Origin of the sequence: Cryptosporangium sp. NPDC051539 (assembly GCF_044454545.1) — a bacterium.
Classification (GTDB): domain Bacteria; phylum Actinomycetota; class Actinomycetes; order Mycobacteriales; family Cryptosporangiaceae; genus Cryptosporangium.
This window is the reverse complement of record NZ_JBITDV010000001.1, coordinates 1,018,088-1,042,606: the sequence shown is the minus strand read 5'-3', so window position 1 is coordinate 1,042,606 and position 24,519 is coordinate 1,018,088. Positions and strand designations below refer to the sequence as shown.

Sequence of the window (24,519 nt, the reverse complement as noted above, 5' to 3'; positions counted from 1 at the left end):
CGAAGAGCCCCGCCGGTCGGGCGGGCTTCTCGGTGGCGACGGCTCAGGCGATGGCGGGCTTGGTCGTGGCGGTCTCGGGTGTGGTCGCGGTGTCGGGTTCGGCCGTGGGGTCGGGTTCGGCCGTGGTGTCGGTGCGGCGGAGGTGAATGGCGCCCAGGATGCTGAGCACGGCTATGACTGCGGCGGCGACGAAGCTGGTGAGGGCGGCCCAGAGGGCGATCTGGCCGATCTTCCAGAACGCGTAGGCCTCGAGCAGCATGCTCCGCAGCGCCTCGCCCTTGAACAGCGTGTTGGCCTGCTGCTGCAGTTGCGCGTTGTTCGGGTCGGCCTGTGCGGCCGAGCTGACCTGGGCGTAGGTCTTGCCGTCGGCGATTTCCCGGAGGTGGACGGCGATGAAGTGGTCGGCGTAGGCCTGGGCCTGGTCGCCCCGGGTCAGCTTCTGGCCTGCGTACTTGTTCAGGTACGGGTTGTTGGCGAAGTTGCAGCCCCAGAGGGCGAGGCCGCCCGCGATGAGCAGGACCAGCGTGAGACCGATTCCGATACTGGTGGTGATGGCGTCGAAAGTCCGGCGGCGCATGGCCCTGCCTCCTGGTGTCCCGGTCGGTACTCGTTCAACGGGCTGCCTGTCCGTCCACCCGCTCGGGAGGAGCGGTGACCTGACCGGCCGGTTCGCCCCGGCACGCGAACGGCCCGGCCGGAGAGGACTCGGCCGGGCCGCTAGCGGATCGATGGGGTTGGGGGGACGGGTCCGTGGTTCACGTGAGCCAGGGGTACTTCTTGACCAGGGTGGTGCTGGTCCACCAGGTGCCGAGGCCGAAGTAGCGGCCGGCGCCGAGCAGCGCGAGCGCGCCGACGATCAGGGCGCCGAGGATGTGCTCGTCGACGATCGGGTTGTTCTCGGGGGGCAGGACGACGCTCCACATGAGGACGTAGAGCAGGGCGCCGCTGGCACCGGCGATGCGCATGCCGATGCCGAGGGTCATCGCGATGCCGATGCCCAGCAGGCCGAGCATGAACGCCCAGTCGGCGAAGGCGGTGCCGGCGAGGTCGTTGTACAGGCCCTTGAACGGGCCGTCGGCGCCGTGGCCGAGGAAGCCGGCGGTCGGGGAGCCGCCGTCGATCCAGCCTTTGCCGGAGGGGGTGGCGTAGCCGAGTCCGAAGACCTTGTCGACGAACGCCCAGAGGAACGTCCATCCGACGACGATCCGGGTCGCGGCCAGGACGGTGCGTGCCGCGAGGCCGGGGGCGCCGACGAGTTCGGTGGTGCCCGCCTCGTGGTGGAGGCGCGGTAAGTGGAGGCGCGAGGTCCGCGCCGGGCCGTGGGTGGTGGCCATGGGGAGTCACCTCGGTGAGGAGTAGGAGCTGTGCTCTCTGCCCCCTCAGATTCCGCCGTGGACCACCCCGCCCAGCAGAGTCCTAGGTCCCGGATCCCACGACGGCGGAACTTCCGGGCGGGACGTTCGTCCCGGTCGATCGCCGCCCACCGGCCCTGATGCCCGCGTCGCCGCACCCGCAGGCTGAGGTCAGGAACACGGGAGGGAGACGACGGTGCACCTCGGGGAAACCTACGTCCTGGCCGGAACCGACGGGTCGCCGCAGGCCGGCCACGCGGTGGAGTGGGCGGCGATCGAGGCGGTACGCCGCGATCAGCCGCTCCGGATCGTGCACGGCTTCATCTGGCCGTTGCTGCACGTGTCGACCGCGCCGGTACCGGGCATCGAACGGTCCGGTCTGCGCGCCGCGGCCGAGGACGTTCTGCTCGCCGCTGAAGCCCGGGCCCGCGCCGCCGCGCCGGGCGTCCGGGTCAGCTCGGCGCTCGTCGTCGGCGGCCCGGTCCCGGCACTGCTCGCCGAGGCCGGGGGCGCGGGGCTGCTGGTCGTCGGGAGCCGCCGGCTCGACCCGGTCACCGGGCTGATCGTCGGCTCGGTGGGCGTGGAGCTGGCCGCGACGGCACCGTGCCCACTCGTCGTCGTGACCGACGTCGCCGACGCCCGGCAGAGCCCCCCGGCGGTGGTGGCCGGGATCGACGGGTTCGACTCGGAGCACGGCCCCGCGCAGGCGGCGGCGATCCTCGACTTCGCCTTCGACGCCGCCGAGCGACGGCACGCCCGGCTGATCGTCGTGCACTGCACCGGCGGGCACGGATCCGCCGGGGCGGAGGAAGCGGCTGTCTGGTCGGCGGTCGACGAGTGGTCCGACAAGCACCCGGCGGTCGACGTCGAGAGCATCACCGAGCCCGCCACGCCTGCCACCGCCCTGCTCACCCACGCCGCCGGCGCGGACCTGCTCGTCCTGGGCGCGCACGGCTGGGGCGGCCTGGCCGGGATCCTGCACCACTCCGTCAGCCGCCGGGCGTTCTGGCGCGCGCCGTGCCCGGTGGCGATCGTCCGCGCACCGGATCCGACCGGCGACCACGTCATCCGGAGGAGGCAGTCATGACCGACCGGCCCGCCCCACGCCGACCGCCGCCCGACATGACCGGCCACGCCGCGCCCCGGTCGGCGGTGCTCGACCCGGAACGCTTCATCGACCTGGTCGAGCTGGGCATCCGAGCCCCGTCCGTGCACAACAGCCAGCCGTGGCGGTTCCGTCGTCGCGGTGACGCCGTGGAGATCCTCTCCGACGCCGGCCGGGCCCTCCCGGCGACCGATCCCACCGGCTGGGGCACGCGGCTCGCGATCGGTGCCGCCGCGTACAACGTCCGGCTCGGTTACCTGCTACTCGGATGGGCACCGGACGTCCAGCCGTTCCCCGAGCCGGCCCAGCCGGACCTGCTGGTCCGGGTCCGCCCGATCGTGGTCCGTCCCGCCACACCGGCCGAGCGGACGTGTGCCGACGCGATCCCGCGCCGGCACACGAACCGGCGCCCGTACCTCGACGCCCGGGTCCCGGACCCGATGCTGGCCGAGCTGGCCGAGGCCGCCACGGCCGACTCCTGCCGGCTGACCGTGCTCGGCCCGCGCGCGCACGCGGAGGTCGCCGGTCTGCTCCGGGACGCCGACCAGGAACTCGAGCGTCGCCCCGGCTACACCGCGGAGCGACGGGCCTGGGTCCGCGGGCTGCCCGCCGGGCCGGACGGCATCTCGTGGGACCTGCTGGCCGGCCGGCCGCACCCGGACGAACCGCTACGCCGGAGGGACTTCGGTGAGGCGAACGGTTCGCTGGCGCGGCGGTACGAGAGCGATCCCTGCGTGGCCGTCCTGACCACCAGCTCGTTCGGCCGGTACGACGAGCTGCGTGCCGGGCAGGCGCTGCAGCACGTGTTGTTGCTGGCGACCGCGTCCGGGCTGACGTCCTCGTTGTTCTCGCAGGTGATCGAGGTGCCCGCGACGCGCACGCAGCTCGGTCGGGTGGTCGGGGGCGGGGTGCCGCAGATGGTGCTGCGCTTCGGGTACGGGCTCGCGCACGGCCCGACCTCCCGCCGGGCGGCGCCGGACGTCGTCGAGGAGTGAGGGGCCCAGAGGCGGACTGATCCGGGACTTCCGGCCCTGATCACCGGTCGCACGGCCGCGCAGGCTGGAGGTGCGGGGAAATCCACGAGCCGAGGGGACCGGCGTAATGCTGAGCGACACTTCTGACCACGACGAACTGCTCCGGGGTGCGGCCGAGGCCGCGATCCGGGCCCCGTCGATCTTCAACACCCAGCCGTGGCGCTGGGCCGTCCGGGACGGTGTGCTGGAGCTGCGTGCCGACCGGACCCGGCAGCTGGCCGTCACCGACCCCGAGGGGCGGATGCTGACGGTCAGTTGCGGGATCGCCCTGCACCACGCCCTGGTCACGCTGACCGCGGACGGCTACCTACCGGTCGTCGACCGGCTGCCCGACAGCGGCGATCCCGACCTGCTGGCCCGGGTCGCGCTCGCCGGGGAGATCCCGCCGGCCGGGGCCCGGCTGCGCGACGCGATCGCCGAGCGTCATACCGATCGCCGGCCGTTCTCCGACGAGCCGGTGCCGGACGCGGTCGTCGACCGGCTCCGGGTCGACGTGGAGGAGCAGGGGGTGTACCTGGCCGACCTCGGCCCGCGGTCGATGGTTCGCTTCCAGGTCACCGCCGCCCGCGCCGGGGAGCTCGACGAGAACGACCCCGCTTTTCAGACCGAGCTGGCCGAGTGGACCCACCGTCCCGCGGGCGCGGGCGACGGCATCACGCCGTCGGTGGCGGTGCCGGCCACACCGCGGACCGTGCCGCTCCGGTCGTTCTACCCGGACGGCGGTGAGCGTCTGCTGCCCGGCCCCGGCCACGACGGCGGCGCGCGCTACCTGGTGCTCTGGACCACCGGCGACGAACCGGCCGACTGGCTGGCCGCCGGGGAGGCGACCAGCGCGGCGATGCTGGAGGCGACCGCGTCGGGGCTCGCGGTCTCGCCGATGACCGACGTCATCGAGGTGCCGGCGTCCCGGGCGTTGCTCCACCGGGTACTCGACCACCTCGGGGAGGCCCAGATGGCACTGCGCGTCGGCGTCCCGGCGGCGCCGGACGACACACCGGTCAGCGCCCGGCGGGGTGCGGCCGACGTCATCGAGGGTTAGCGAGCCGCCATGAGCCGGAGGCCGGCGCGGGACCTTCGGCCCTGGGGCGCGGCGCGGAAACCACGGAAGGTGGAGTAATGCCCGATACCCGCACGCTGGCCCCGTTGAGCCGCGACGATTGCCTGGCTCTCCTGGGTAGCGTCCCGGTCGGCCAGGTGGTGTTCACCTACCGGGCTCTGCCCGACGTCCTGCCGGTGAACTTCCGCGTCGACCGGGACAGCGTCGTGATCCGGGTGGCCGCCGGGTCGAGGCTCGCGCAGGTCGCCGAGGGTACGGTTCTGGCCTTCCACGCCGACCGCGTCGACGAGACGGGCCGGACCGGCTGGAGCGTCACCGTGGTCGGACGGGCGGCCGAGGTGATCGATCCGGACGAACGCGCGCGGATCGTGGCGCTGCCGCTGGAGTCGTGGATGGACGACACGCGCGACCACGTCCTGCGGATCAGCGCCGAACGGGTCACCGGCCGCCGCCTCGGCTGATCCTCCGAACCGCCGCCCCGGCGACCGGACGTCCCCTCCGGTCTCCGGGGCGGCTTTCTCCTGCGTCCGCCGGGTGGCAGCTCACCCGGCCCATCCACCCCCCGGGGCGATGCCGCGGATCGCCTCTTCGCCCACCGTGGGAGTTCACCCCACGCTCGGCGACGGGAGGCCACACATGGAACCTCGACGGATCAACCCCGTGGTCGGAGTACTGCTCCTGCTGTTCGGCCCGGCCGACTACCCCGGCAACCCCCTCTGGGGCACCCAGTTCGACCCGCGCTATCGGGAGTATCTTCGTGCGTCCCGCCGGCAGCGCCGGCGCCGTTGAGTCCGTACCGTCGGAGCCCGGAGGTGCGGGTGCCGATTCGCGTACTGCTGGTCGACGACCACGAGATGATCCTGCGCGGTCTGGAAGCCATGCTTCAGCGATTCACCGACCAGGTCGCGGTCGTCGGAGCGGTCTCGGACGTCGCCGCGGCGGTACGGCTCGCGGTGGAGTCCGCACCCGACGTGGTGCTCAGCGATCTGCGCCTGGGGAAGAACAGCGGCCTGGACCTGTGCACGGCACTCCGGACCGCCGCGCCGACCGTCCGGGTGGTCTTCCTGACCGTGTACGACGACGAGCAGCACCTGTTCCAGGCACTGCGGGCGGGTGCGGCCGGATATCTGCTCAAACGGGTCGACGGACCCGAACTGGTGCGCCACCTGCACAGCGTCCGGGACGGTGAGGTGGTCATCGACCCGACGATGGCCGGTCGGGTGGCGGCGTCGGCCGCGCACCTGCACAACGGCGAGTTCTGGCCCGGGGCGCGGCTGGGCCTGACCCAGCGGGAGAGCGAGGTGCTCGCTCTCCTGGTGGGCGGACTCTCGAACCGGGCGATCGCGGGCCGCCTGGTCGTCAGCGACGACACCGTGAAGACGCATCTGCGGGGCCTGTACCGCAAGCTCGCGGTGAACGACCGCAGCGGCGCGGTCGCGACCGCTCTACGCGAGGGCCTGTTCCGCTAATCCGGGGTCGTCGACGCAGAACGTCAGCGTGGCCGAGGAGTCGAGATAGCGGGCGGCCCGCTCGGCGACGGCCCTCAGGTTCGTCCGTCCGGCCGCGTCGACGGCCAGCGCGATGCCGGCCGTCCGCGGTGCCGCACCGAGGGCCCGGACGGTGCGCTCCGCGACCTCGGCCGGGGTGCCGTGCCGCACCAGGCCGGTGACGAGGATCAGGTTCGCCGGCGCGACGCCGGCCCGGGTGAGCTCGGCGTCGAGTTTTTCCAGTGCGTTGGTGACGAGCGCCTCGTGCACGGCGATGCCGTGCGTCGTCGTGCCGACCCGGAGGTCGAGCAGCGCGGGCAGGTCCGCCTCCTGGCAGGCCCCGGCGAAGCGGGCCAGCGCGTGGGTGTTCGCGTGCACCGCCGCGCCGGAGTAACGCTCCGCGTCGAGGACCGCGCGCCAGTACGCGAACCTCGCTCCGTGCTCGGCGAGCGCGTCCAGGCGACGGCTGAGGCCGTCGAGCCCCTCGCTCACCGTCGCGCCCCGGCCCAGCGGCAGCGCGGCGGTTCCGGTGTCCATCCGGACGCCCGGCAGCGGGCCGTCGCCCGGAAACCCGGCCAGCGCGGCCGGGGGAACCACGACTCCGCTGACCCACCGGGAGAGGCCCGCCCCCAGCGCGGGGCCGGCAGCGGCGACGACCGGATCGAGGAGCAGCAGGCAACGTTCGGGGGTGAGGAGGGTGGCGAGCGGGGACGTGACGCCGGGCATGGGCGGACCTCCGGTCAGGGGGTGGCGCAGAGGGTGGCGAGGGTCTCCGGGGTGACGCGGCCGCCGGGCAATGGCAGCGGGACGCCGGCCAGGTGGGCGGCGTCCGGGCCGAAGGCGGTGACGGACGCGTCGGCGTCGGAGAGGTCTTCGGGGTTGAAGTCGTTGCGCACGGCCAGGCAGGGAAGACCGGCGGCCCTGGCCGCGCGGACGCCGTTCGCGGAATCCTCGACCGCCACGGTCTGACGCGGATCCAGCGCGGCCCGCTCGACGACGGCCAGGTAGACGTCGGGCTCGGGCTTGAGACGGGGGACGTCGGTGCCGGTGAGCACCGTCTCGAACGTCCCGGGCGGGAAGTGCGCGGCGAGCAGCGGCTCGACCCAGGCGCGGTCACCGGTGGTCGCCACGAAAAGGCGGATCCCCGCCGCCCCGAGCGCGGCCACCAGCGGGCGGACCCCGGGCCGCAACGGGATGCGCCCCTCCGCAGCCATCGCCCGCACGATCCCGGTCTTCACCGCGTGCACCCGCACCGCGACGTCGGCCGCGTCGGCCCGTTCGCGCAGGTAGTGCGCGATCCGGCGTCGCCCGCCGGTGATCGCGAGCAGCCGCCGGTACGTCCCCGCGTCCCAGTGGTACGGCAGCCCGAGCCGTGCGAACGCGTCGTTGAACGCCACCCGGTGCCCGTCGCGTTCGGACTCCGCCAGCGTGCCGTCCACGTCGAAGACGACCGCCTTCACAACTCGCGCCGCACGTCGGTGGTGGCGCCGGGCCGGTCGGGCCGGTACCGCGACGTGATCTCGCGGATCGTCCCGGACTTCGAGCGCATCACCAGGCTCGACGTCAGCACGGTCCCGCGGTCGTACCGGACGCCACGCAGCAGGTCCCCGTCGGTGACGCCGGTCGCGCAGAAGAAGATGTCGTCGCCGCGGACCAGGTCGTGGGTGGTGAGTACCGCGTCCAGGTCGAGACCGGCGTCGCGGGCCCGGTCGCGCTCGAGGTCCGACGCCGGGCGCAGGCGGCCCTGGATCGCGCCGCCCAGGCAGCGCAACGCGGCCGCCGCGATGATTCCTTCCGGGGTACCGCCGATGCCCATCAGCAGGTCCGCGCCGGTGCCCCGGCCGGCGGCCAGGATCGCGCCCGCGACGTCGCCGTCGGAGATCAGCCGGATCCGGGCCCCGGTGGCGCGGACGTCGGCGATCAGGGCGTCGTGACGCGGGCGATCGAGGATCACGACCGTGAGATCGCCCGGCGCCACGCCCTTGGCCTTGGCGACCTGCTCGACGTTGTGCGCCGCCGGCGCGGTGATGTCGAGGACGCCGGCGGCCTCCGGGCCGGTTATCAGCTTCTCCATGTAGAACACCGCGGACGGGTCGAACATCGCTCCGCGGGGCGCGACCGCGATCACCGAGAGCGCGTTCGGCTGGCCCTTGGCCAGCAGCGTGGTGCCGTCGATCGGGTCGACCGCGACGTCGCACTCCGGGCCGGTGCCGGTGCCGACGCGCTCGCCGTTGTAGAGCATCGGCGCGGCGTCCTTCTCGCCCTCGCCGATGACGACGGTTCCGCCCATCGAGACCGTGCCGATGAGCGCGCGCATCGCGTCCACGGCGGCCCGGTCGCCGGCGACCTTGTCCCCGCCCCCCACCCACCTGGCCGCCGCCATCGCCGCGCTCTCGGTGACCCGCACCAGCTCCAATGCCAGGTTCCGATCGGGTACTGCGCCCATCTCCACGCTCCTCGGTCCGGCGTCGCCACCGACCTCAGCCAACGCGGAATCCCGCCGGGCCGAATCACCCCGCCGGGGAGGGCCAGGGGTGAACGGCCGCGGCGAGGCGCAGGAGCCCGGGATCGAACAGCGCTCGCGCCCGGATGGAGGCGGCCGCGGCCCGGACGACGAGCTCGGCGTCGGCGGCGCCGCCCTTGAGCTCGATGGCGGCGCTGTCGGGGCCGTCCTGGTGAGCGCGGAGCCAGTCGTAGAGCAGCCAGTCGATCGCGCACGCCGCGCCCAACGGGTCGGCTTCGGGCGACGCGGCCGCTTCGGCCGTGGCGCGCAGCAGGGCCCGGTGCTCGTCCAGGGCCGCGTCCTTGTAGACGCCCGAGCTGTCGAACAGCAGCATCGACAGGGTCGCGGGCAGCCGGCGCCCGTCCACCGTGCGGACCGTCCAGCGGCCGCCCAGCCAGGGCCGGTCCGGTGCGACGGTGGCCAGCTCGCCGAACCCCCCGACGACGCCGGCGGACGGGGGGTCCAGGGTGCCGTCCAGCGGCGCCGGGCCGAGCAGGCCGATCGGCTCGCGCGCCAGCACGCTCACCAGCGCGGCGGTGCCGACGATCTGCCCGGCCCTGGTCTCGATCGGCGTCCCGAGCTCCTCCGCCGCGACCGCGTACTCGTGGATCGACCGGTCGACGGCGCGGTGCAGGTCGGCCAGCCCTGACCGCTCCGGTCCGGTGGGACGGCGCCCGCCGCCGAGCAGCTCGCCGAACCGCCCGGCGGCGATGATCAGCGCGTCGTCCAGCGCCTCCAGGTGCGTCGGCAGCAGCCGCTCCGGCTCGTCGTCGGTGCGGACGAGCTCGGCGAGCGTGACCGGCCGCCCGGCCGCCGACCAGTAGAAGCCGATCTGCCCCTCGCCCTGGACGATCGCCGGCCGGGCCACTAGGCGACCCCCAGCCAGTCCAGCCACGCGTCCAGCCCGGACCCGTCCCGCGCGCTCACCCGGATGACCGAGGCGCGCGGGTTCACCTGCCGCAGGTTCCGTTCGAACAGGTCCAGGTCGAAGTCCAGATACGGCAGCAGGTCCAGCTTGTTCACCACCACGACGTCCACCGCCCGGAACATCACCGGGTACTTCAGCGGCTTCTCCTCGCCCTCGGTGATCGCGTAGACCATCGCGCTGCGGTGCGCGCCGACGTCGAACTCCGCCGGGCACACCAGGTTCCCGACGTTCTCGACGATCAGCAGGTCCAGCGCGGGCAGGTCGAGGCGCGCCAGCGCCGCCGACACCATCGCCGCGTCCAGATGGCACTCGCCCCCGAACCCGTGCGCGGTGTTGAGCAGCGACACCCGGGCCCCGCAGGCCGAGAGCCGGTCCGCGTCGATGCTGGTCTCGATGTCCCCCTCGATCACCCCGATCCGCCCGGGAGCGGCCACCGCGCGCAGGGTCCGCTCCAGCAGCGTCGTCTTCCCCGCCCCGGGCGAGGACATCAGGTTCACGGCGGTCACCGCGGCCGCGTCCAGCCGGAGGCGGTTCTGTTCGGCGCAGCGGTCGTTCTCGTCGAAGATGCGTTCGAGGACCGTCACCCTCTCCGGCCCGGTGGCGTAGCCACCGTGGTCACCGACGTGGGTGTGCGTCGTCCCGTCGTCGTGACGATGAAATCGGCCCATGGGTCAGACCTCCGCGAGATCGAGCGAGGTGAGGAGGAATTCCTCACCCGCGGTGAGGGTGAGAGCGGCCGAGCCGCAGGCCGGGCACACCAGCACCAGCGTGTCCCGGATCGTCGCGCTGGTCCCGCACGCGTCGCAGCGCGCTTCGACCGGCACCGACTCGATGTCCAGCACCGACCCGGCGAGCGGCGTCGCCTCGCACACGAGCGTCCAGCAGTAGGACAACGTGGCCGGGACCACCTGCCTCAGCTGCCCGACCTGCAGCCGGACGACCGACACCGGCCGGCCGGCCGCCGCGCGTTCGACGATCCGGTAGATCGAGCCGCAGAGCGAGAGCTCGTGCATCCGACACTCCTAACGGCGCAGGGTCGCGGACGGGGACTCGCCGAACCGTTTCCGGTAGAGCAGCGAGAAGTTCCCGAGGTGGCTGAAGCCCCAGCGTTCGGCGACGTCGGTGACCGTCACCCCGTCGCTGGGCACCGCGTCGGCGAGTACGGCCCGCACCCGTTCGAGCCGCCGCTCGCGGATGTAGGTCATCGGCGTGGTGCCGAGATCGTCGCGGAAACCCTGCTGGATCGATCGGACGCTGACGTTCGCCGCGCGGGCGATGTCGGAGACCGAGAGCTCGCCGGCCAGGTTCTCCTCGATGAAGTTGATCGACCGGCGCACCACCGCCCGCTCGCTGCGGCGCACCGAGGTCGTCAGCTCGTCGTGGACGTTCGACTCCTGGATCCAGAGCAGCGAGGAGATGATGAGCTCCTCGATCGGGCCACCGCCGATGCCCTGCTGGATCAGTGACTCCGGCGTCATCACCTCGGTCGACAGCAACTGCAGGGCACCGTGCCAGCGCACCGCCGGATCGCGGCTGAGGTCCATCGCCGGTGCGAACCGGACCGGCTTGTCGACGGTGCGGCCGAGCATCCGGGCCAGCTGCCGCTCGAGCGCCTGGACCTCCACGCGGACGATCAGCTGCGGTGCGTCGTAGGCGGTCGTCATCGTCAGCCGGGTGCGCGGGTTCACGACCAGACCGCGGTAAGACAGGGCGCTGATCGGCTGGTCGTCGTAGAGGCACTCGGCGGTGCCGTTCATCGGCATGTGCACGCTGTAGTGGTCGCCGGTGGCCGCGAACTCGAGCGTCGCCCCGAGGTGGTAGTCGAGGTAGGCGAACGTGACGTCACGCAGCCGGACCGCGTGCAGCGTCGCCTGGAAGCGCTCGGTCGACGGATGCACGGTGAGCCGGTGCGCGCCCAGCATCCGGCCGACGACGTGCTCGGCCTCGGCCGGGTCGTCGGTGCAGATGACCTCGTGCCCGGCCAGCGCGGTCGGGACACCACGCGAGCGGATCCGCCGGCGGACGGGCCGGGACGTCCGGGCGGTGTCGATGAACCCGAGCTTCGACAGACGTGACATCCAGCGGCCTCCTCATCGAAGCACCCTGCCCCCAGCTGCGTCTTCGCGGCAAGAATCTTGCGCGAATTTGATAGCGCCTGCGCTCGTGCGATAGCTGACCCGGCCGGACGTACCTATGGTGATGCGACCAGCCCACAGTGCGACCTAGGTCACATGTCGGGCGAATACCCCAAATTTGCAGTCGAGAGGAAGGGTATGACCGCGGATCTGTCCCGGCCTTCGTCCCTGGACTCGGTGCTCTGCCGGCTCGACGAGCCGAAGGTCGCCGACGCGCTGAACACGATTCTCGACCACGCCGATCTGATCGCCGTCGCCGTGGTCGCGATCGACGGCCTGATGCGCCGGTCGGAGCAGATCGGCGAGGCGCTGGCCGACGGCGTCGGAGAACTGCGCGAGCTGGCCGCGGCGCAGCGGGCGGAGCACGACCTCGACCCGCGGGCGGTCGCGGGCAGCCTGGTCGAACTGGCGCGGGTGCTCCCCACGGTCGCGCCGGCGCTCTCCCGGATCGCCGGCTCGGGCCTGATCGACACCGTGCTCGACTCGGGCATCACGTCCCCGCCGATGATCGAACAGATCTCGCGGATGGGCCGGGGCCTCACCGCCGCCGCGGCCCAGCACCAGGCCAACCCCGAGCCGCTTCCCACCGGCGTGTTCGGCCTGCTGAAGCTGTTGAAGGACCCCGACGTGAGCCGGGGAGCCGGGTTCATGGTGGCCGCGCTGCGCGAGATCGGTCGCGAGCTGGACGAGAAGAAGGGCTGAGCATGTCGTCAGTGCTGTGGTTGCAAGGCGGCGCCTGTTCGGGCAACACGATGTCGTTCCTCAACGCCGAGGAGCCCAACGTCGTCGACCTCATCGTCGACTTCGGCATGGAGCTGCTCTGGCACCCGTCACTGGGCCTCGAGCTCGGCGAGAACGCACAGAAGCTGTTCCGGGACTGCGCCACCGGTGAGCGCCCGCTCGACATCTTCGTGTTCGAGGGCACGGTCATCGAGGGCCCGGACGGTACCGGGCGGTACGACATCTTCGCCGACCGCCCGATGAAGGACTGGGTCGTCGAGCTCGCGGCGGCGGCGTCGATCGTCGTCGCGATCGGTGACTGCGCCTGCTGGGGCGGGATCCCGGCGATGGACCCCAACCCGTCGGACTCCACCGGGCTGCAGTTCCACAAGCGGGCCAAGGGCGGGTTCCTCGGGCCGAACTGGCGGTCGAAATCCGGCCTGCCGGTGATCAACATCCCGGGCTGCCCGGCCCACCCGGACTGGATCACCCAGATCATCGTCGCGCTGGCGACCGGGCGGGCCGGCGACATCGCGCTCGACGACCTGCACCGCCCGCAGACGTTCTTCAAGACGTTCACCCAGACCGGCTGCACCCGGGTCCAGTTCTTCGAGTACAAGCAGTCGACGATGTCGTTCGGCGAGGGCACCCGGACCGGCTGCCTGTTCTACGAGTTCGGCTGCCGTGGCCCGATGACCCACTCGCCGTGCAACCGCATCCTCTGGAACCGGCAGTCGTCCAAGACCAGGGCCGGCATGCCGTGCCTGGGCTGCACGGAGCCGGAGTTCCCGTTCTTCGACCTGGCCAAGGACACGGTCTTCAAGACGCAGAAGATCTCCGGCGTCATCCCCAAGGAGGTCCCGGAGGGGTCGGACCACCTGACCTACATGGCCCACGCGTCGGCGGCCCGGATCGCGGCGCCGCAGTGGTCCAAGGAAGACATGTTCGTCGTCTGACTTTTCCTTCGAAGGGCTCCCCACATGACTTCTGTAGACCTGTTCGTCAGCCCGCTCGGGCGTGTCGAAGGCGACCTCGACGTACGGGTGACCATTACCGACGGTGTTGTCACCTCCGCCTGGACCGAGGCCGCGATGTTCCGCGGCTTCGAGATGATCCTCAGAGGAAAGGACCCGCAGGCCGGGCTGATCGTCACCCCGCGCATCTGCGGGATCTGCGGCGGCAGCCACCTCTACAAAGCCTGTTACGCGCTCGACACCGCCTGGCGCACCAGCGTCCCGCACAACGCGACGCTGGTACGCAACATCGCGCAGGCCTGCGAGACGCTCCAGTCGATCCCGCGCTACTTCTACGCGCTGTTCGCGATCGACCTCACGAACAAGAACTACGCGAAGTCGCCGATGTACGCGGAAGCGGTCCGGCGGTTCGCGCCCTACGTCGGCACGTCGTACCAGAAGGGCGTCGTCCTCTCGAACAAGCCGGTCGAGGTGTACGCGATCTTCGGCGGGCAGTGGCCGCACTCGTCGTTCATGATCCCGGGCGGCGTGATGAGCGCGCCGACGCTGTCCGACGTCACCCGGTCGACCGCGATCCTCAACCACTGGAAGGACAACTGGCTCGAGAAGGAGTGGCTCGGCTGCTCGGTCGAGCGCTGGCTCGAGATCGAGACCTGGGCCGACATGCAGGCCTGGGTGGAGGAGAACGAGTCGCACTACAACAGCGACTGCGGGTTCTTCATCCGGTACGCGCTCGACATCGGCCTGCACGAGTACGGCGCCGGCGTCGGCAACTTCCTCGCGACCGGCACCTACTTCGAGCCCTCGCTGTACGAGAACCCGACGGTCGAGGGCCGGAACGCGGCGCTGATCAACCGGTCGGGCGTGTACGCCGACGGGGTGTTCTCCGAGTTCGACCACCTGCGGGTCTCCGAGGACGTGACGCACTCGTTCTACGAGGGCGACCGGCCGCTGCATCCCTGGGAGGGCGAGACGCGCCCGATCGACCCGGAAAAGGGCCGCAAACAGGGCAAGTACAGCTGGGCGAAGTCACCGCGCTACGACGTCCCCGATCTGGGGCACGTGCCGCTGGAGGTCGGCCCGCTCGCCCGCCGGGTCGCGGCCGGTGCGCCGGGCGCGGCCGGGCACCAGGACTACGACCCGCTGTTCCTGGACATGATCGACAAGCTGGGCCCGTCGGTGTTCGTCCGGCAGATGGCCCGCATGCACGAGGCCGCGAAGTACTACACCTGGGTGATGAAGTGGCTCAGCCGGCTGGAGCTGGGGGAGTCGTTCTACACCAAGCCGGTGGAGCTCGAGTCCGGCCGGGGCTTCGGCGCGACCGAGGCGGCGCGCGGCTCCCTGGCCGACTGGATCGTCCTCGAGGACGGCAAGATCGCGAACTACCAGGTGGTCACGCCGACGGCGTGGAACATCGGCCCGCGTGATGCGGCCGAAGTGCTGGGACCGATCGAGAACGCGCTGGTCGGCTCACCGATCCGGGATCAGGACGACCCGGTCGAGCTCGGGCACGTCGCCCGCAGCTTCGACTCCTGCCTGGTCTGTACCGTCCATGCCTACGACGGCAAGACCGGCCGGGAGCTGAACAAGTTCGTCGTCAACGGCATGGTTTAGGGGTTGTGGTGGACGGTCTCGCGCCGCACGAGTTGCTGGACGACGGGTTCGCGCCGGTCCGGTGCGACCTGCTGGTCGTGGGCTGCGGGAACATCCTCCGCGGCGACGACGCGGTGGGGCCCCGGCTGATCCGGCAACTCTGGGAAGAGGGCGTCCCGGACGGCGTGCGGATCGTCGACGGCGGCACGGCCGGGATGGACGTGGCGTTCCAGATGCGCGGCGCCGGTCGCGTGATCATCGTGGACGCGGCGTCCTCGGGGCGTTCGCCGGGCACGCTGTACCGCGTGCCCGGCGCCGCGCTGGCGGAACTGCCGCCGCTGGACGGGCTGCACACGCACTCGTTCCGGTGGGACCACGCGCTCGCGTTCGGGCGGTGGTTGCTCGGGCCGGACTGCCCGGCGGACGTGACCGTCCTGCTGATCGAGGCCGGCGACCTCACCCCGGGCGCGGACCTGTCGGAACCGGTGCTGCGGGCGATGCACGCCGCGGTCCGGCTGGTCCGGGCGGAGTTCCCGGGGATGGTCTCGTTCACCGCCGACGGCTACCTCCATCTGGACGCCCGGGTGGCCGCCACGTTCTTCCCGGCCGACGCCGTCGGGGCGTACGTACGGGAGAACGTGCTGTACCTGGCCCCGGTAGCCGGGGTGGCGCACGGCGGCCACCTGCTGAAACAGCGCAACGCCCGCGGCGACCGGTCGTTGCTGGTGCGGGAGCTGGCCGGCGACGGGTGGCCGGCCGGTGCGTGCCGGGCGCGGTGGGACGACTCGCAGGGCGCGCTGGCGGTCGACCTGACGGCCCCGACCTGACATGTCCGGCCGGGCGTACTCGGTCGACACGGTCGTGACCGAGGAGCGCGGCCAGTGGGTCGTGGAGATCGTCGTGTTGTTCGACGACGAGGTCGTGCGGAAGCGGATCTCCGTCCATCGGACGGAGCGGCTGGCGCGGATCCACGCCGATGTGATCAAGAGGGCCGCCGAGCGGGACATCGGCGGCGGCCCTCTCCGGAACGGCTGATCGAGCAGGATAGGGCTGAAGCTATGGACGTTGTCGGACGGCCGCAGCCGGTCGGGGTGTTCTCCCTGCCGGCCGGCTACCTGCTCATCGCCGACGGCGGACCCGACGTGTCGCGGGCGCGTGCGTCGCTCGTCGCCGGACGCGTTCCGGCCGAGTGGCCCCCGTCGCTCCGCGGGGTCGAGCTGGCGCACGCCGGCGACGTGGCCGGGGCGCTGGAGGCGTTCTCCGGTGACGGGGTCGTCGACCGGTTCAACCGGTTCGTGCTGGCGCCGGAGGGCGTGGACGTCGCCGCGCTGCGGGCGGCCCTGCCGGCCCCGATCGCGCCGATGGTCGACGTCGTCGCCTACGCGGTCGGGCTCACCGACCAGGTGCCCGCGCTCGGCGCGGCCGACGGCGAGATCGCCGCGGTCGTGCTGGGCGCGCGGGCGAGCGCCGACCTCGCCGACGGCGCGGTACCGGCCGCGGTCGACGGTCTGCGGGCCGCCGCCGACGCGGTCGGGAACCCGGACACGCCGCTCGCCGCGCTCCTGCTGGGCAACGCCGGCGCGCTCGCCGCCGAGCACGGCCTCGACGGTGATCAGGCCCTCACCGACCTGACCCACGCGGTAGGGGTGCTCACGCCCACCGACCTGACCGGGCCGCGGGCGGAGCTGCACTACCAGCTGGCGTCGGCGCTGCACGCGGCGGCGGCGCGGGGCACGCGTCCGCTGACCGCGGCGGTGCACCACTACTACACGGTGCTGCAGCTGATCGACCGGGAGAGCGCCCCCGCGCTCTGGGCCGCGGCCCAGGCCGACCTCGGGACCGCGTACCTGACGATGCCGATGGTCGAGGCCAGCGATCAGCTCCGGACCGGGATCGCGATGCAGTGCCTGCGGGCGGCCCTGGAGGTCTTCACCCGCGAGGAGTACCCGGCCGAGTGGTCGGCGGCGCAGCTCAACCTGGCCAACGCGCTGGTCTACGCGCCGTCGGCGCACCAGGCCGACAACCTGGTCGAGGCCGTCGAGCGGTACGAGGAGGTGCTGGAGCTGCGTACCCGGGAGGACGATCCGCTGGGGCGGGCGCGGTTGCTCGCGAACCAGGGCAACGCGCTGGCGCACCTCGGCGTGTTCGACCACGCGAAGGCCAAGCTGTACGAGGCCCGGTACCTGTTCGAGGAGTCCGGTGACCACCAGGCCGTGATGACCGTCCGCTCGGTCCTGGACGAGATCGCGAAACGCGTCGTGCCCACGCCGGAGCGGGTGAGCGCACCGTGACCGCGGTGACCGACCACACGTCGGCGAAGGATCGGGCGCCGGCCGAGGATCGTCCGCTCGAAGAGCTCGCCTCGGCGCTGGACCGGGCGACCGACGCCGTGCGTTCGCTCGACGCCGGCCCGCGGCGGGCCGCCGACGACCTGGAAGCGGCGCTGAGCGACGCGCACCGGGCGGCGCTGGTGCGGATCGTCCGGGTGCTGCGTGCCGATCCGCGGGGCAAGGAGCTGCTGTTCGAGCTGGTGGACGACCCGGCCGTGCGGATGGTGCTGCTGATGCACGGCATCGTGCGGCCGGACCCGGAGACGCTGGCACGGGCGGCCCTGGAGTCGGTGCAACCCGGCATCCGGTCGCACGGGGGTGACGTGTCGCTGGTCCGGGTGGCCGAGGGGACCGCGTTCGTGCGGCTGTCGGGCGCGTGCAACGGTTGCTCGATGGCGGCCGTGACCCTGCGCGACGGAGTGGAGAAGGCGCTGCTGGCGGGCGTGCCGGGCCTGCGCGCGGTCGAGGTCGTGCCGAACGAACCGGCGCCGGCGCTGGTACCGCTGACCGAGATCGGGCTCCGCCCGGGCGCGGTACCGGCCGGGAGCGGCTGGACGCCGCCGGACCCGGCCTGGTGCCGGGTGAGCGGCGACTTCGCGCCCGGCGCGATCGTGCCGGTGACGCTGGAGCCGGCCGGCGGTGACCCGGTCGACGCGATCGTGGTCAACTCGTCCGGGCAGCTGACCGCGTTCGTCAACCGGTGCGCGCACCTGGCGATGCCGCTGGAGGACGCGGAGCTCTCCGACGGCGTGCTCACCTGCCCCTGGCACGGCTACTGCTTCGACGCGAGCGACGGCGAGTGCGCGAGCCTGCCCGGCCTGCGTCTGGAACAGCTGCCGCTCCGCGTCGACGGCGGGAACGTCTGGGTGCGGGCGAGAAGCTGATGCGCGTCCGTGTGATCCAGCCCGGCACGTCGTTCGAGCGGCCGGTTCCGGCCCCGGCGGCGCGGCCGGACAGCTACGGCCCGTGGCGGCCGTCCGCCGTGCTGGGCGCACCCGCCGTCGGCGGCCTGCTGCTCCCCGCGGCACAGCCGACGGCGTCCTGGCTCTACGCGCCCCGCGCGGTCCACGTGGATGACCGGCGGGTGGTCGTCGCCGACACCGGGAACCACCGGGTGCTGGTCTTCGACGGCGTGCCGTCCTCCGACGGCGCCGCGGCGGACGTCGTCCTCGGGCAGCGCGACGCCGTCACCGAAGGCCCGCAGGCCGCGGGTGCGGGCCCGGCCGGTGGGATGAACCTCCCGACCGGCGTGCTGGTCACGCCGGACGGGCGGCTGGTCGTCGCGGACGCGTGGAACCACCGGCTGCTGGTCTGGGACCGGGTGCCGCAGGCAGGCGGACCGCCGGATCTGGTGCTCGGGCAGGCGACCCCGCACGACGTGGAGCCGAACGCGGGCGGGGAGCCGAGCGGCCGGGTGTTCTACTGGCCGTTCGGGATCGCGCTGGTCGACGGGCGGTTCTACGTCGCGGACACCGGGAACCGGCGGGTGCTGTGCTGGGCGGACGGCGTGCCGGTCAGCCCCGACCGGCCGGCCGACGTCGTCTTGGGCCAGCCGGACGCGGTCAGCCGGGCCGAGAACCGCGGCGGGGCGGCCGGGCCGGATTCCTTCCGATGGCCGCACGCGGTGACCGGAACGCTCACCGGCGGCGTGCTGGTCGCGGACGCCGGGAACCACCGGGTGCTGGGGTGGCACGCGCACCCCGCGGCCGACCGGGCGGCGGACTTCGTGCTGGGGCAGCCGGACCTGACCGGCGCGGCCGAGTTCCCGTACCGCCCGCAGACGCCGACCGGCTTCCGGTTCCCGTACGGGGTGCTGGCCGGCGCGCACGGGCTGGCGGTGGCGGACACCGCGAACAACCGGGTGCTGATCTGGCCGTCGCCGCCAGCCTCCCCGGTGGCCGAACCGGCGTACGTGCTGGGCCAGCCGACGTTCAGCGCCAACGGCGAGAACCGCTGGGACGCGGTCGCGCACGACACGCTGTGCTGGCCCTACGGCCTCGGCGCGGCCGACGGCGTCCTCGCGGTCGCGGACTCCGGGAACAACCGGGTGGTCCTGTGGAGGCGATCGTGATCACCGCGGAGCGTCAGCGGATCGAGGTGCGCGGGGTCGTCCAGGGGGTCGGCTTCCGGCCGTTCGTGGCCCGGCTCGCCACCGAGCTGGGCCTGGCCGGCGCCGTGAGCAACGACGAGACCGGTGTCGTGATCGAGGTCGAGGGGCCCGGGCCGCTGTTGACCGAGTTCGCCGCCCGCCTGCGCCTCGACGCGCCGCCGCTGGCCTCCGTGCTGTCGGTCACCAGCCGGGCCGGGACGCCGAGTGGTGAGCGGGAGTTCCGGATCGTCGCCGGCACGCCGGCCGCGGGGGCCCGCACGCTCGTGCCGGCGGACGTGGCCACCTGCGCGGACTGCCTGCGCGAGATGCGCGACCCGGCCGACCGCCGGTACCGCCACCCGTTCATCACCTGCACGAACTGCGGACCGCGGTTCACGATCGTCACCGACCTGCCGTACGACCGCCCGAACACGACGATGGCGCGGTTCGACATGTGCGCCGCGTGCGCCGCCGAGTACGCGAACCCGGACGATCGGCGCTATCACGCGCAACCGATCTCCTGCCACAACTGCGGCCCCCGGCTGCGATTCGTCCACGACGGGAACACCGCCCGGGGCGAGGACGCCGTCGCCGCCGCCCGGGAACTGCTGCGATCCGGCCGGATCCTGGCCGTGAAAGGCATCGGCGGCTTCCACCTGGCCTGCGACGCCACGGACGCGCACGCCGTCGCGCGCCTCCGCGACCGCAAGCACCGCCCCGACAAGCCCTTCGCGGTCATGGCCAGGGACCTGCGGACGGCGGCGCTCGCCGTCGGCCTCGACGCGGCGGGGGAGCGGGCGCTGACCGCGCCGGCCAGGCCGGTGGTGCTGCTCCCTCGCCGTCCCGGCAGCGGCGTCGCCGACCCGGTCGCGCCCGGCCTGGCCGAGCTCGGCGTGCTGCTGCCCTACGCGCCGGTGCACCACCTGCTCTTCGCCGGGACGGAATTCCACTTCCTGGTCATGACCTCGGGAAACCTCTCGGACGAGCCGCTCTGCTACGACGACGAGGACGCGCTGTCCCGGCTGGACGGCCTCGCCGACGGGTTCCTGCTGCACGACCGCCCGATCGCCACACCGGGCGAAGACTCGGTGGTGACGAGCGAGACGCCGATCCGCCGCTCCCGCGGCTACGCGCCGCTGCCCGTCGCGCTGCCGGACCGGGGGCCGGTCGTGCTCGCGGTCGGCGCGGAGGTCAAGAACACGTTCTGCGTGACGCGCGAGGAGCTGGCGTTCTGCTCGGCCCACAACGGGGACGTGGGCACCTTGGAGAGCCGGACCGCGTTCGGGCGGGCGGTGGAGCACGTGCTCGCGCTGCACGCGGTGCGGCCCGAGGCGCTGGTGGCCGACGCGCACCCCGGGTACGTCACCCGGTCCTGGGCCGAGCAGCGGGCCGCCGAGACCGGGGTGCCGCTGATCAGCGTCCAGCACCACCACGCTCACCTGGCCTCGCTGCTCGCCGAGCACGGCCGGGTGGGCACGCCGGCCGTCGGGGTGGTGTTCGACGGCACCGGCTACGGCTGTGACCAGCACGTCTGGGGCGGCGAGATCCTCGGCGTCGGCGAGAACATCGCCGAGTTCGAGCGTCTGGCGCACCTGGCCGAGTTCCCGCTCGCCGGCGGGGACCGGGCGGTCCGGAACCCGTACCGGGTGGCGCTGGCCCTGACCGGCGGGGCCTGGCGCCCGGACGGGATCGACCCGGCCGAGGTCGACGTCGTCCTCGCCCAGCTGCGCACCGGTGTCGGGTGTGTGCCGACCACCAGCGTCGGACGGCTCTTCGACGGGGTGGCGGCCCTGCTCGGCGTGCGGGCGCGGGTCACCTACGAGGCCCAGGCCGCGATCGAGCTCGAAGCGCTGGCCCGGACCGCGACCCGCGCCGCGCCCCTCGAATTCTCCCGGCTGAGCCACCGGACGCTGGTGCGGGGCATCCTGGCCGCGGTGGCGAACGGCCACGACCGGGCCGAGCTGGCGCTCGGGTTCCACCACGCGCTCGCCGCGGGCACCGCGGACGTCGTCGTCGAGCTGGCCGCCGCTCGCGGTGTCCGGACCGTCGGCCTGAGCGGGGGCGTGTTCCAGAACCGGCTGCTGCTGGCCCTGCTCGCCGGGGCGCTGCGCGAGGCCGGGCTCACCGTGCTGACGCACGCCGTCGTGCCGCCCAACGACGGAGGCCTCTGCCTCGGCCAGGCCGTCGTCGGGCGGGCTGTACTGCGCGAGAAAGGGGAGCGCTGATGTGTCTCGGGGTACCGGGCCGGATCACCGACGTGTGGGAGGACGGTGGTGCGCGGCTCGCGCACGCCGACTTCGTCGGTGAGACGCGCCAGATCTGCCTGAACTACCTGCCCGAGCTGACGGTCGGCGACCACGTGATCGTCCACGCGGGCTTCGCGCTCACCCGGCTCACGGAGGCCGAGGCGGACGCGACGATCGCGATGATGCGCGAGTTCGGCCTGCTGGAGGAGACGTCATGACCGCAACCCTCGAGACCGGGCCGATCGGGGCGCGGCTCGCCGCCGACCTCGCCACCGCGGCGCTGGGGCTGGCCCGGCGTTTCGCCGCCGGCGCCACGCTCTGGGTGATCTCTCCGGAGTGGGCACCGCACGCGCACCACGTCGCGGTGGAGTTCGTGCACCCGGTGATCGTCGGGAAGCGGGCGCTGCCCGCGGTGGCGCTCACCGACGCGGACCCGGTCGCGCGGGCGCGGCTGGCGGTCCGGCCCGGTGACGTCGTGCTGGCGGTCGCCGCGGCGGCCGACCCGCGCGTGCGTGACGTGATGCGCCGCGCACCGGCCTGGGGGGCGGGCACCATCTGGATCGGGTTCGGCGACCGGCCCGCCCCGGGATCCGCCGATCACGTGCTCTGGCTGGCCGATCCGGACGAAATGACCCCTGCCACCGGCCGTTTCGTGCTGCTCTACCACCTGCTCTGGGAGCTCACGCACGTGTGCTTCGAGCACCCCGCGCTACTCGCGCCCGAGCCCGACTGCGCCGACGACGTCTGCATCACCTGCAGCGACGAGGGACGCCTGGGCGAGGTCGTCGAGCCCGAGTCCGAGCCGTTCGGCGGCGCGCTCGTGCGCACCGCGACCGGCGAGGAGCGCGTCGACGTCACGGTCGTCGGCCCGGTCGGCTCGGGCGACCTGATCCTGGTCCACGCCGGAGCCGCCCTCACCCGTCTGGAGGCCCAGCCGTGACCGGCTTCCTCTACCCGTTCCTCGACCACGGCGAGCAGAGCGGCAGCGCGTCGGCGGACACCGGCGCGGCGGACGCGTTGCTGGCCGATCTCGCGGACTCGGCCCGGGCCAAGGCCGCGGACAGCGCGCGGTTGCAGGAGAGCACGCTCGCCGAGTGCGGCCCGCTGATCGACGCGGCGGCGGAGCAGCTGGCCGGGCGGTTCGCGCGGGGCGGGCGGCTGTACACGTTCGGCAACGGTGGCAGCTCCACCGACGCGGCCACGCTCGCGGCGCTCTTCTCCACGCCGGCGCGGGGCCGCCCGCTCCCGGCCTGGTCGCTCGCCGCCGACCAGGCCGTGCTCACCGCGCTCGGCAACGACATCGGCTTCGACGTCGTGTTCTCGCGCCAGCTGATCGCCCACGCCCGCCCCGGCGACATCGCCGCGGCGCTCTCCACGTCCGGCAACTCCGAGGACCTCACGGTCGCGCTCGCCGAAGCCCGGAAGCGAGGCTTGCTCACGCTCGGCTTCGCCGGGTACGACGGCGGCCGGATGGCCGCGTCCGGCGACGTCGACTACTGCTTCACGGTCCGCTCCCAGAGCGTCCACCGCATCCAGGAGAGCCAGGCCGTCGTCGGCTACCGGCTGTGGGAAGCGACCCAGCAGCACCTGACCAACGGAGAACACCGTGTCCACTGACGCCGAGGGCCGCATGCTGCTGCGGATCGAAGAGTTCCGCAAGCGCCGCCCACGCCTGATCGACCAGGTCGTCACGATGGCCCACGGCGCCGGCGGCAAGTCCTCCGCCGCGCTCGTCGACCACGTCTTCGTCGAGGCCTTCCGCAACGACGAACTCGAGCAGCTCGGCGACAGTGCGCTGCTCACCCCGCCCCCCGGCCACCGGCTGGCCTTCTCGACCGACTCGTTCGTCGTGCAGCCGATCGAGTTCCCGGGCGGGACGATCGGCCGTCTCGCGATCCACGGCACGGTCAACGACCTGGCCGTCAGCGGCGCCCGCCCGCGCTGGATCTCGGCCGCGTTCGTCCTCGAGGAAGGCCTGGAGATCGAGACGCTCCGCCGAATCGTCCGGGACATGAAGGAGGCGGCCGACGCCGCCGGCGTGCTCATCGTCACCGGCGACACGAAGGTGGTGCCGAAAGGCGCGGCCGACGGCCTCTTCATCACCACCTCGGGCATCGGCGTGGTGCCCGAGGGCCGGCACCCGCAGCGGGTCCGGGAGGGCGACCGGGTCATCGTCTCCGGCACCCTCGGCGACCACGGCATGGCGATCCTCCTCGCCCGCGGGGACCTCGCGATCGAGGCCGACATCGAGTCCGACACCGCACCCGTCCACGGCCTGGTCGAGGCCCTGCTCGCCGCCGCACCCGACACCCGCTGGATGCGCGACGCCACGCGCGGCGGCCTCGGCACGGTCTGCAACGAGCTCGCCCAGACCGCGGGCATCGGTGTCGTGCTCGACGAGGAACTGCTGCCGGTGCGCCCGGACGTCCTCGGCGCCTGCGACATGCTCGGCATCGACCCGCTGTACGTCGCGAACGAGGGCAAGTTCGTCGCGGTCGTCCCGCCCGGCCAGGCCGAGGCCGCGGTGGCCGCGCTGCGCGGCCTGCCGGACGGCGACCGGGCCGCGGTCATCGGCGAGATCGTCGCCGAGCCGCCCGGCATCGTCGCGATGCGCACCCCGTTCGGCGGCACCCGAATCGTCGACATGCTCGTCGGTGACCCCCTGCCCCGGATCTGCTGAGGAGCCCGACATGTGTCTAGGAATCCCGGGCCGGGTCACCGAGCTCACCGACCCCGCCGAGCATCTGGCCAAGGTCGAGGTCAGCGGCGTCCGGCGGATCATCAGCGTCCGGCTGCTCGCCGGTCAGGGCCTCGAGGTCGGCGACTGGGTACTGGTCCACGTCGGTTTCGCGATGGCGAAGATCGACGAACGAGAAGCCCAGCTGACGCTCGACGCGGCCAAGAAGATGGGGCGCGAGTATCTCGACGAACTCGACGCGTTCACCAGCACGCGGATCGTCTGAAGG

The 24,519-nt window shown here is 73.1% G+C and carries 29 protein-coding genes; 20 read left to right on the top strand and 9 right to left on the bottom strand.

Annotation, left to right across the window (positions count from 1 at the left end):
• Positions 1–43: 43 nt before the first annotated feature.
• Both ACIBZJ_RS04950 and ACIBZJ_RS04945 read right to left on the bottom strand, forming a co-directional pair.
• Positions 44–577: a hypothetical protein gene (locus ACIBZJ_RS04950; protein WP_395925572.1), complete on the bottom strand. Its 534-nt coding sequence runs from the start codon at positions 575–577 to the stop codon at positions 44–46.
• A gap of 178 nt (positions 578–755) precedes the next feature.
• Positions 756–1,334: a hypothetical protein gene (locus ACIBZJ_RS04945; protein WP_395925570.1), complete on the bottom strand. Its 579-nt coding sequence runs from the start codon at positions 1,332–1,334 to the stop codon at positions 756–758.
• 214 nt (positions 1,335–1,548) lie between these two features.
• Here ACIBZJ_RS04945 and ACIBZJ_RS04940 point away from each other — a divergent pair, with 214 nt between their 5' ends.
• The 6 genes from ACIBZJ_RS04940 to ACIBZJ_RS04915 all read left to right on the top strand — a co-directional run bounded on the left by ACIBZJ_RS04940 (position 1,549) and on the right by ACIBZJ_RS04915 (position 6,017).
• Positions 1,549–2,439 carry a universal stress protein gene (locus ACIBZJ_RS04940; RefSeq protein ID WP_395925568.1) on the top strand — a complete coding sequence of 297 codons (891 nt, stop codon included), beginning with the start codon at positions 1,549–1,551 and terminating at the stop codon, positions 2,437–2,439.
• Positions 2,436–3,452 (top strand): Acg family FMN-binding oxidoreductase, encoded by a 1,017-nt coding sequence (locus ACIBZJ_RS04935; protein ID WP_395925566.1) that lies wholly within the window; start codon positions 2,436–2,438, stop codon positions 3,450–3,452. Before ACIBZJ_RS04940 ends, ACIBZJ_RS04935 begins: the two co-directional genes overlap by 4 nt.
• 106 nt (positions 3,453–3,558) lie before the next feature.
• Positions 3,559–4,530 (top strand): Acg family FMN-binding oxidoreductase, encoded by a 972-nt coding sequence (locus ACIBZJ_RS04930; protein ID WP_395925564.1) that lies wholly within the window; start codon positions 3,559–3,561, stop codon positions 4,528–4,530.
• 77 nt (positions 4,531–4,607) lie between these two features.
• A complete protein-coding gene (locus ACIBZJ_RS04925) occupies positions 4,608–5,009 on the top strand; it encodes a pyridoxamine 5'-phosphate oxidase family protein (protein WP_395925561.1) in 402 nt (133 codons plus the stop codon).
• A gap of 175 nt (positions 5,010–5,184) precedes the next feature.
• The gene (locus ACIBZJ_RS04920; RefSeq protein ID WP_395925559.1) at positions 5,185–5,337 is read left to right on the top strand and encodes a hypothetical protein; all 153 of its coding nucleotides are present in this window, start codon (positions 5,185–5,187) and stop codon (positions 5,335–5,337) included.
• 29 nt (positions 5,338–5,366) lie between these two features.
• Positions 5,367–6,017 carry a response regulator gene (locus ACIBZJ_RS04915; RefSeq protein ID WP_395925557.1) on the top strand — a complete coding sequence of 217 codons (651 nt, stop codon included), beginning with the start codon at positions 5,367–5,369 and terminating at the stop codon, positions 6,015–6,017.
• Here the strand turns inward: ACIBZJ_RS04915 and ACIBZJ_RS04910 are convergent.
• The 7 genes from ACIBZJ_RS04910 to ACIBZJ_RS04880 form a co-directional block, all read right to left on the bottom strand.
• Positions 5,994–6,761 (bottom strand): class I fructose-bisphosphate aldolase, encoded by a 768-nt coding sequence (locus tag ACIBZJ_RS04910; protein WP_395925555.1) that lies wholly within the window; start codon positions 6,759–6,761, stop codon positions 5,994–5,996. The genes ACIBZJ_RS04915 and ACIBZJ_RS04910 overlap by 24 nt on opposite strands.
• Positions 6,762–6,775: 14 nt before the next feature.
• On the bottom strand, positions 6,776–7,495 hold the full coding sequence (locus ACIBZJ_RS04905; protein ID WP_395925553.1) for an HAD-IA family hydrolase: 720 nt from the start codon (positions 7,493–7,495) through the stop codon (positions 6,776–6,778).
• Positions 7,492–8,481: a class II fructose-bisphosphatase gene (gene glpX / locus ACIBZJ_RS04900; RefSeq protein ID WP_395925551.1), complete on the bottom strand. Its 990-nt coding sequence runs from the start codon at positions 8,479–8,481 to the stop codon at positions 7,492–7,494. The genes ACIBZJ_RS04905 and glpX overlap by 4 nt, the downstream gene beginning before the upstream one ends.
• 64 nt (positions 8,482–8,545) lie before the next feature.
• Positions 8,546–9,406, bottom strand: coding sequence for a hypothetical protein (locus tag ACIBZJ_RS04895; RefSeq protein WP_395925549.1), 861 nt, complete (start codon positions 9,404–9,406; stop codon positions 8,546–8,548).
• On the bottom strand, positions 9,406–10,134 hold the full coding sequence (gene hypB, locus ACIBZJ_RS04890) for a hydrogenase nickel incorporation protein HypB (RefSeq protein WP_395925547.1): 729 nt from the start codon (positions 10,132–10,134) through the stop codon (positions 9,406–9,408). Before hypB ends, ACIBZJ_RS04895 begins: the two co-directional genes overlap by 1 nt.
• 3 nt (positions 10,135–10,137) lie before the next feature.
• Entirely contained in the window at positions 10,138–10,479 is a 342-nt protein-coding gene (locus ACIBZJ_RS04885; RefSeq protein WP_395925545.1) for a hydrogenase maturation nickel metallochaperone HypA, read from the bottom strand.
• 9 nt (positions 10,480–10,488) lie between these two features.
• Positions 10,489–11,544: an AraC family transcriptional regulator gene (locus ACIBZJ_RS04880; RefSeq protein WP_395925543.1), complete on the bottom strand. Its 1,056-nt coding sequence runs from the start codon at positions 11,542–11,544 to the stop codon at positions 10,489–10,491.
• 195 nt (positions 11,545–11,739) lie between these two features.
• Here ACIBZJ_RS04880 and ACIBZJ_RS04875 point away from each other — a divergent pair, with 195 nt between their 5' ends.
• Genes ACIBZJ_RS04875 through ACIBZJ_RS04810 form a run of 14 tightly spaced genes read left to right on the top strand, consistent with a single transcriptional unit; the run spans position 11,740 to position 24,516 of the window.
• Positions 11,740–12,303, top strand: coding sequence for a DUF1641 domain-containing protein (locus tag ACIBZJ_RS04875; RefSeq protein WP_395925541.1), 564 nt, complete (start codon positions 11,740–11,742; stop codon positions 12,301–12,303).
• A 2-nt stretch (positions 12,304–12,305) separates the two neighbouring features.
• A complete protein-coding gene (locus tag ACIBZJ_RS04870; RefSeq protein WP_395925537.1) occupies positions 12,306–13,277 on the top strand; it encodes a hydrogenase in 972 nt (323 codons plus the stop codon).
• Between the two features lie 24 nt (positions 13,278–13,301).
• Positions 13,302–14,909: a nickel-dependent hydrogenase large subunit gene (locus tag ACIBZJ_RS04865; protein ID WP_395925535.1), complete on the top strand. Its 1,608-nt coding sequence runs from the start codon at positions 13,302–13,304 to the stop codon at positions 14,907–14,909.
• Positions 14,910–14,917: 8 nt separating this feature from the next.
• Positions 14,918–15,715 (top strand): hydrogenase maturation protease, encoded by a 798-nt coding sequence (locus ACIBZJ_RS04860; protein ID WP_395925533.1) that lies wholly within the window; start codon positions 14,918–14,920, stop codon positions 15,713–15,715.
• A gap of 1 nt (position 15,716) precedes the next feature.
• The gene (locus ACIBZJ_RS04855; RefSeq protein WP_395925531.1) at positions 15,717–15,923 is read left to right on the top strand and encodes a hypothetical protein; all 207 of its coding nucleotides are present in this window, start codon (positions 15,717–15,719) and stop codon (positions 15,921–15,923) included.
• Between the two features lie 23 nt (positions 15,924–15,946).
• A complete protein-coding gene (locus ACIBZJ_RS04850) occupies positions 15,947–17,179 on the top strand; it encodes a hypothetical protein (RefSeq protein ID WP_395925529.1) in 1,233 nt (410 codons plus the stop codon).
• Positions 17,180–17,184: 5 nt separating this feature from the next.
• Positions 17,185–18,102: a NifU family protein gene (locus tag ACIBZJ_RS04845; RefSeq protein WP_395925527.1), complete on the top strand. Its 918-nt coding sequence runs from the start codon at positions 17,185–17,187 to the stop codon at positions 18,100–18,102.
• Positions 18,102–19,289, top strand: a complete 1,188-nt coding sequence (locus ACIBZJ_RS04840) for an NHL repeat-containing protein (protein WP_395925525.1) — start codon at positions 18,102–18,104, stop codon at positions 19,287–19,289. The genes ACIBZJ_RS04845 and ACIBZJ_RS04840 overlap by 1 nt, the downstream gene beginning before the upstream one ends.
• On the top strand, positions 19,289–21,532 hold the full coding sequence (hypF, locus tag ACIBZJ_RS04835) for a carbamoyltransferase HypF (protein WP_395926029.1): 2,244 nt from the start codon (positions 19,289–19,291) through the stop codon (positions 21,530–21,532). Before ACIBZJ_RS04840 ends, hypF begins: the two co-directional genes overlap by 1 nt.
• Complete coding sequence (locus tag ACIBZJ_RS04830; RefSeq protein WP_395925523.1) at positions 21,532–21,771, top strand: HypC/HybG/HupF family hydrogenase formation chaperone; 240 nt, start codon at positions 21,532–21,534, stop codon at positions 21,769–21,771. Before hypF ends, ACIBZJ_RS04830 begins: the two co-directional genes overlap by 1 nt.
• Positions 21,768–22,493, top strand: a complete 726-nt coding sequence (locus tag ACIBZJ_RS04825) for a hydrogenase assembly protein HupF (protein WP_395925521.1) — start codon at positions 21,768–21,770, stop codon at positions 22,491–22,493. The genes ACIBZJ_RS04830 and ACIBZJ_RS04825 overlap by 4 nt, the downstream gene beginning before the upstream one ends.
• On the top strand, positions 22,490–23,170 hold the full coding sequence (locus tag ACIBZJ_RS04820) for an SIS domain-containing protein (RefSeq protein ID WP_395925519.1): 681 nt from the start codon (positions 22,490–22,492) through the stop codon (positions 23,168–23,170). The genes ACIBZJ_RS04825 and ACIBZJ_RS04820 overlap by 4 nt, the downstream gene beginning before the upstream one ends.
• Before the next feature lie 13 nt (positions 23,171–23,183).
• On the top strand, positions 23,184–24,233 hold the full coding sequence (gene hypE / locus ACIBZJ_RS04815) for a hydrogenase expression/formation protein HypE (RefSeq protein WP_395926027.1): 1,050 nt from the start codon (positions 23,184–23,186) through the stop codon (positions 24,231–24,233).
• Positions 24,234–24,243: 10 nt separating this feature from the next.
• Positions 24,244–24,516 (top strand): HypC/HybG/HupF family hydrogenase formation chaperone, encoded by a 273-nt coding sequence (locus ACIBZJ_RS04810; RefSeq protein WP_395925517.1) that lies wholly within the window; start codon positions 24,244–24,246, stop codon positions 24,514–24,516.
• Positions 24,517–24,519: the final 3 nt, after the last annotated feature.

Excerpts from the sequence above, each read along its gene's own strand:
- ACIBZJ_RS04950 (WP_395925572.1), bottom strand. The coding sequence starts at position 577 with ATGCGCCGCCGGACTTTCGACGCCATCACCACCAGTATCGGAATCGGT.
- ACIBZJ_RS04945 (WP_395925570.1), bottom strand. The coding sequence starts at position 1,334 with ATGGCCACCACCCACGGCCCGGCGCGGACCTCGCGCCTCCACTTACCG.
- ACIBZJ_RS04935 (WP_395925566.1), top strand. The coding sequence starts at position 2,436 with ATGACCGACCGGCCCGCCCCACGCCGACCGCCGCCCGACATGACCGGC.
- ACIBZJ_RS04930 (WP_395925564.1), top strand. The coding sequence starts at position 3,559 with ATGCTGAGCGACACTTCTGACCACGACGAACTGCTCCGGGGTGCGGCC.
- ACIBZJ_RS04925 (WP_395925561.1), top strand. The coding sequence starts at position 4,608 with ATGCCCGATACCCGCACGCTGGCCCCGTTGAGCCGCGACGATTGCCTG.
- ACIBZJ_RS04920 (WP_395925559.1), top strand. The coding sequence starts at position 5,185 with ATGGAACCTCGACGGATCAACCCCGTGGTCGGAGTACTGCTCCTGCTG.
- ACIBZJ_RS04910 (WP_395925555.1), bottom strand. The coding sequence starts at position 6,761 with ATGCCCGGCGTCACGTCCCCGCTCGCCACCCTCCTCACCCCCGAACGT.
- glpX (WP_395925551.1), bottom strand. The coding sequence starts at position 8,481 with ATGGGCGCAGTACCCGATCGGAACCTGGCATTGGAGCTGGTGCGGGTC.
- hypB (WP_395925547.1), bottom strand. The coding sequence starts at position 10,134 with ATGGGCCGATTTCATCGTCACGACGACGGGACGACGCACACCCACGTC.
- ACIBZJ_RS04885 (WP_395925545.1), bottom strand. The coding sequence starts at position 10,479 with ATGCACGAGCTCTCGCTCTGCGGCTCGATCTACCGGATCGTCGAACGC.
- ACIBZJ_RS04880 (WP_395925543.1), bottom strand. The coding sequence starts at position 11,544 with ATGTCACGTCTGTCGAAGCTCGGGTTCATCGACACCGCCCGGACGTCC.
- ACIBZJ_RS04875 (WP_395925541.1), top strand. The coding sequence starts at position 11,740 with ATGACCGCGGATCTGTCCCGGCCTTCGTCCCTGGACTCGGTGCTCTGC.
- ACIBZJ_RS04870 (WP_395925537.1), top strand. The coding sequence starts at position 12,306 with ATGTCGTCAGTGCTGTGGTTGCAAGGCGGCGCCTGTTCGGGCAACACG.
- ACIBZJ_RS04865 (WP_395925535.1), top strand. The coding sequence starts at position 13,302 with ATGACTTCTGTAGACCTGTTCGTCAGCCCGCTCGGGCGTGTCGAAGGC.
- ACIBZJ_RS04855 (WP_395925531.1), top strand. The coding sequence starts at position 15,717 with ATGTCCGGCCGGGCGTACTCGGTCGACACGGTCGTGACCGAGGAGCGC.
- ACIBZJ_RS04850 (WP_395925529.1), top strand. The coding sequence starts at position 15,947 with ATGGACGTTGTCGGACGGCCGCAGCCGGTCGGGGTGTTCTCCCTGCCG.
- ACIBZJ_RS04840 (WP_395925525.1), top strand. The coding sequence starts at position 18,102 with ATGCGCGTCCGTGTGATCCAGCCCGGCACGTCGTTCGAGCGGCCGGTT.
- ACIBZJ_RS04830 (WP_395925523.1), top strand. The coding sequence starts at position 21,532 with ATGTGTCTCGGGGTACCGGGCCGGATCACCGACGTGTGGGAGGACGGT.
- ACIBZJ_RS04825 (WP_395925521.1), top strand. The coding sequence starts at position 21,768 with ATGACCGCAACCCTCGAGACCGGGCCGATCGGGGCGCGGCTCGCCGCC.
- hypE (WP_395926027.1), top strand. The coding sequence starts at position 23,184 with ATGCTGCTGCGGATCGAAGAGTTCCGCAAGCGCCGCCCACGCCTGATC.
- ACIBZJ_RS04810 (WP_395925517.1), top strand. The coding sequence starts at position 24,244 with ATGTGTCTAGGAATCCCGGGCCGGGTCACCGAGCTCACCGACCCCGCC.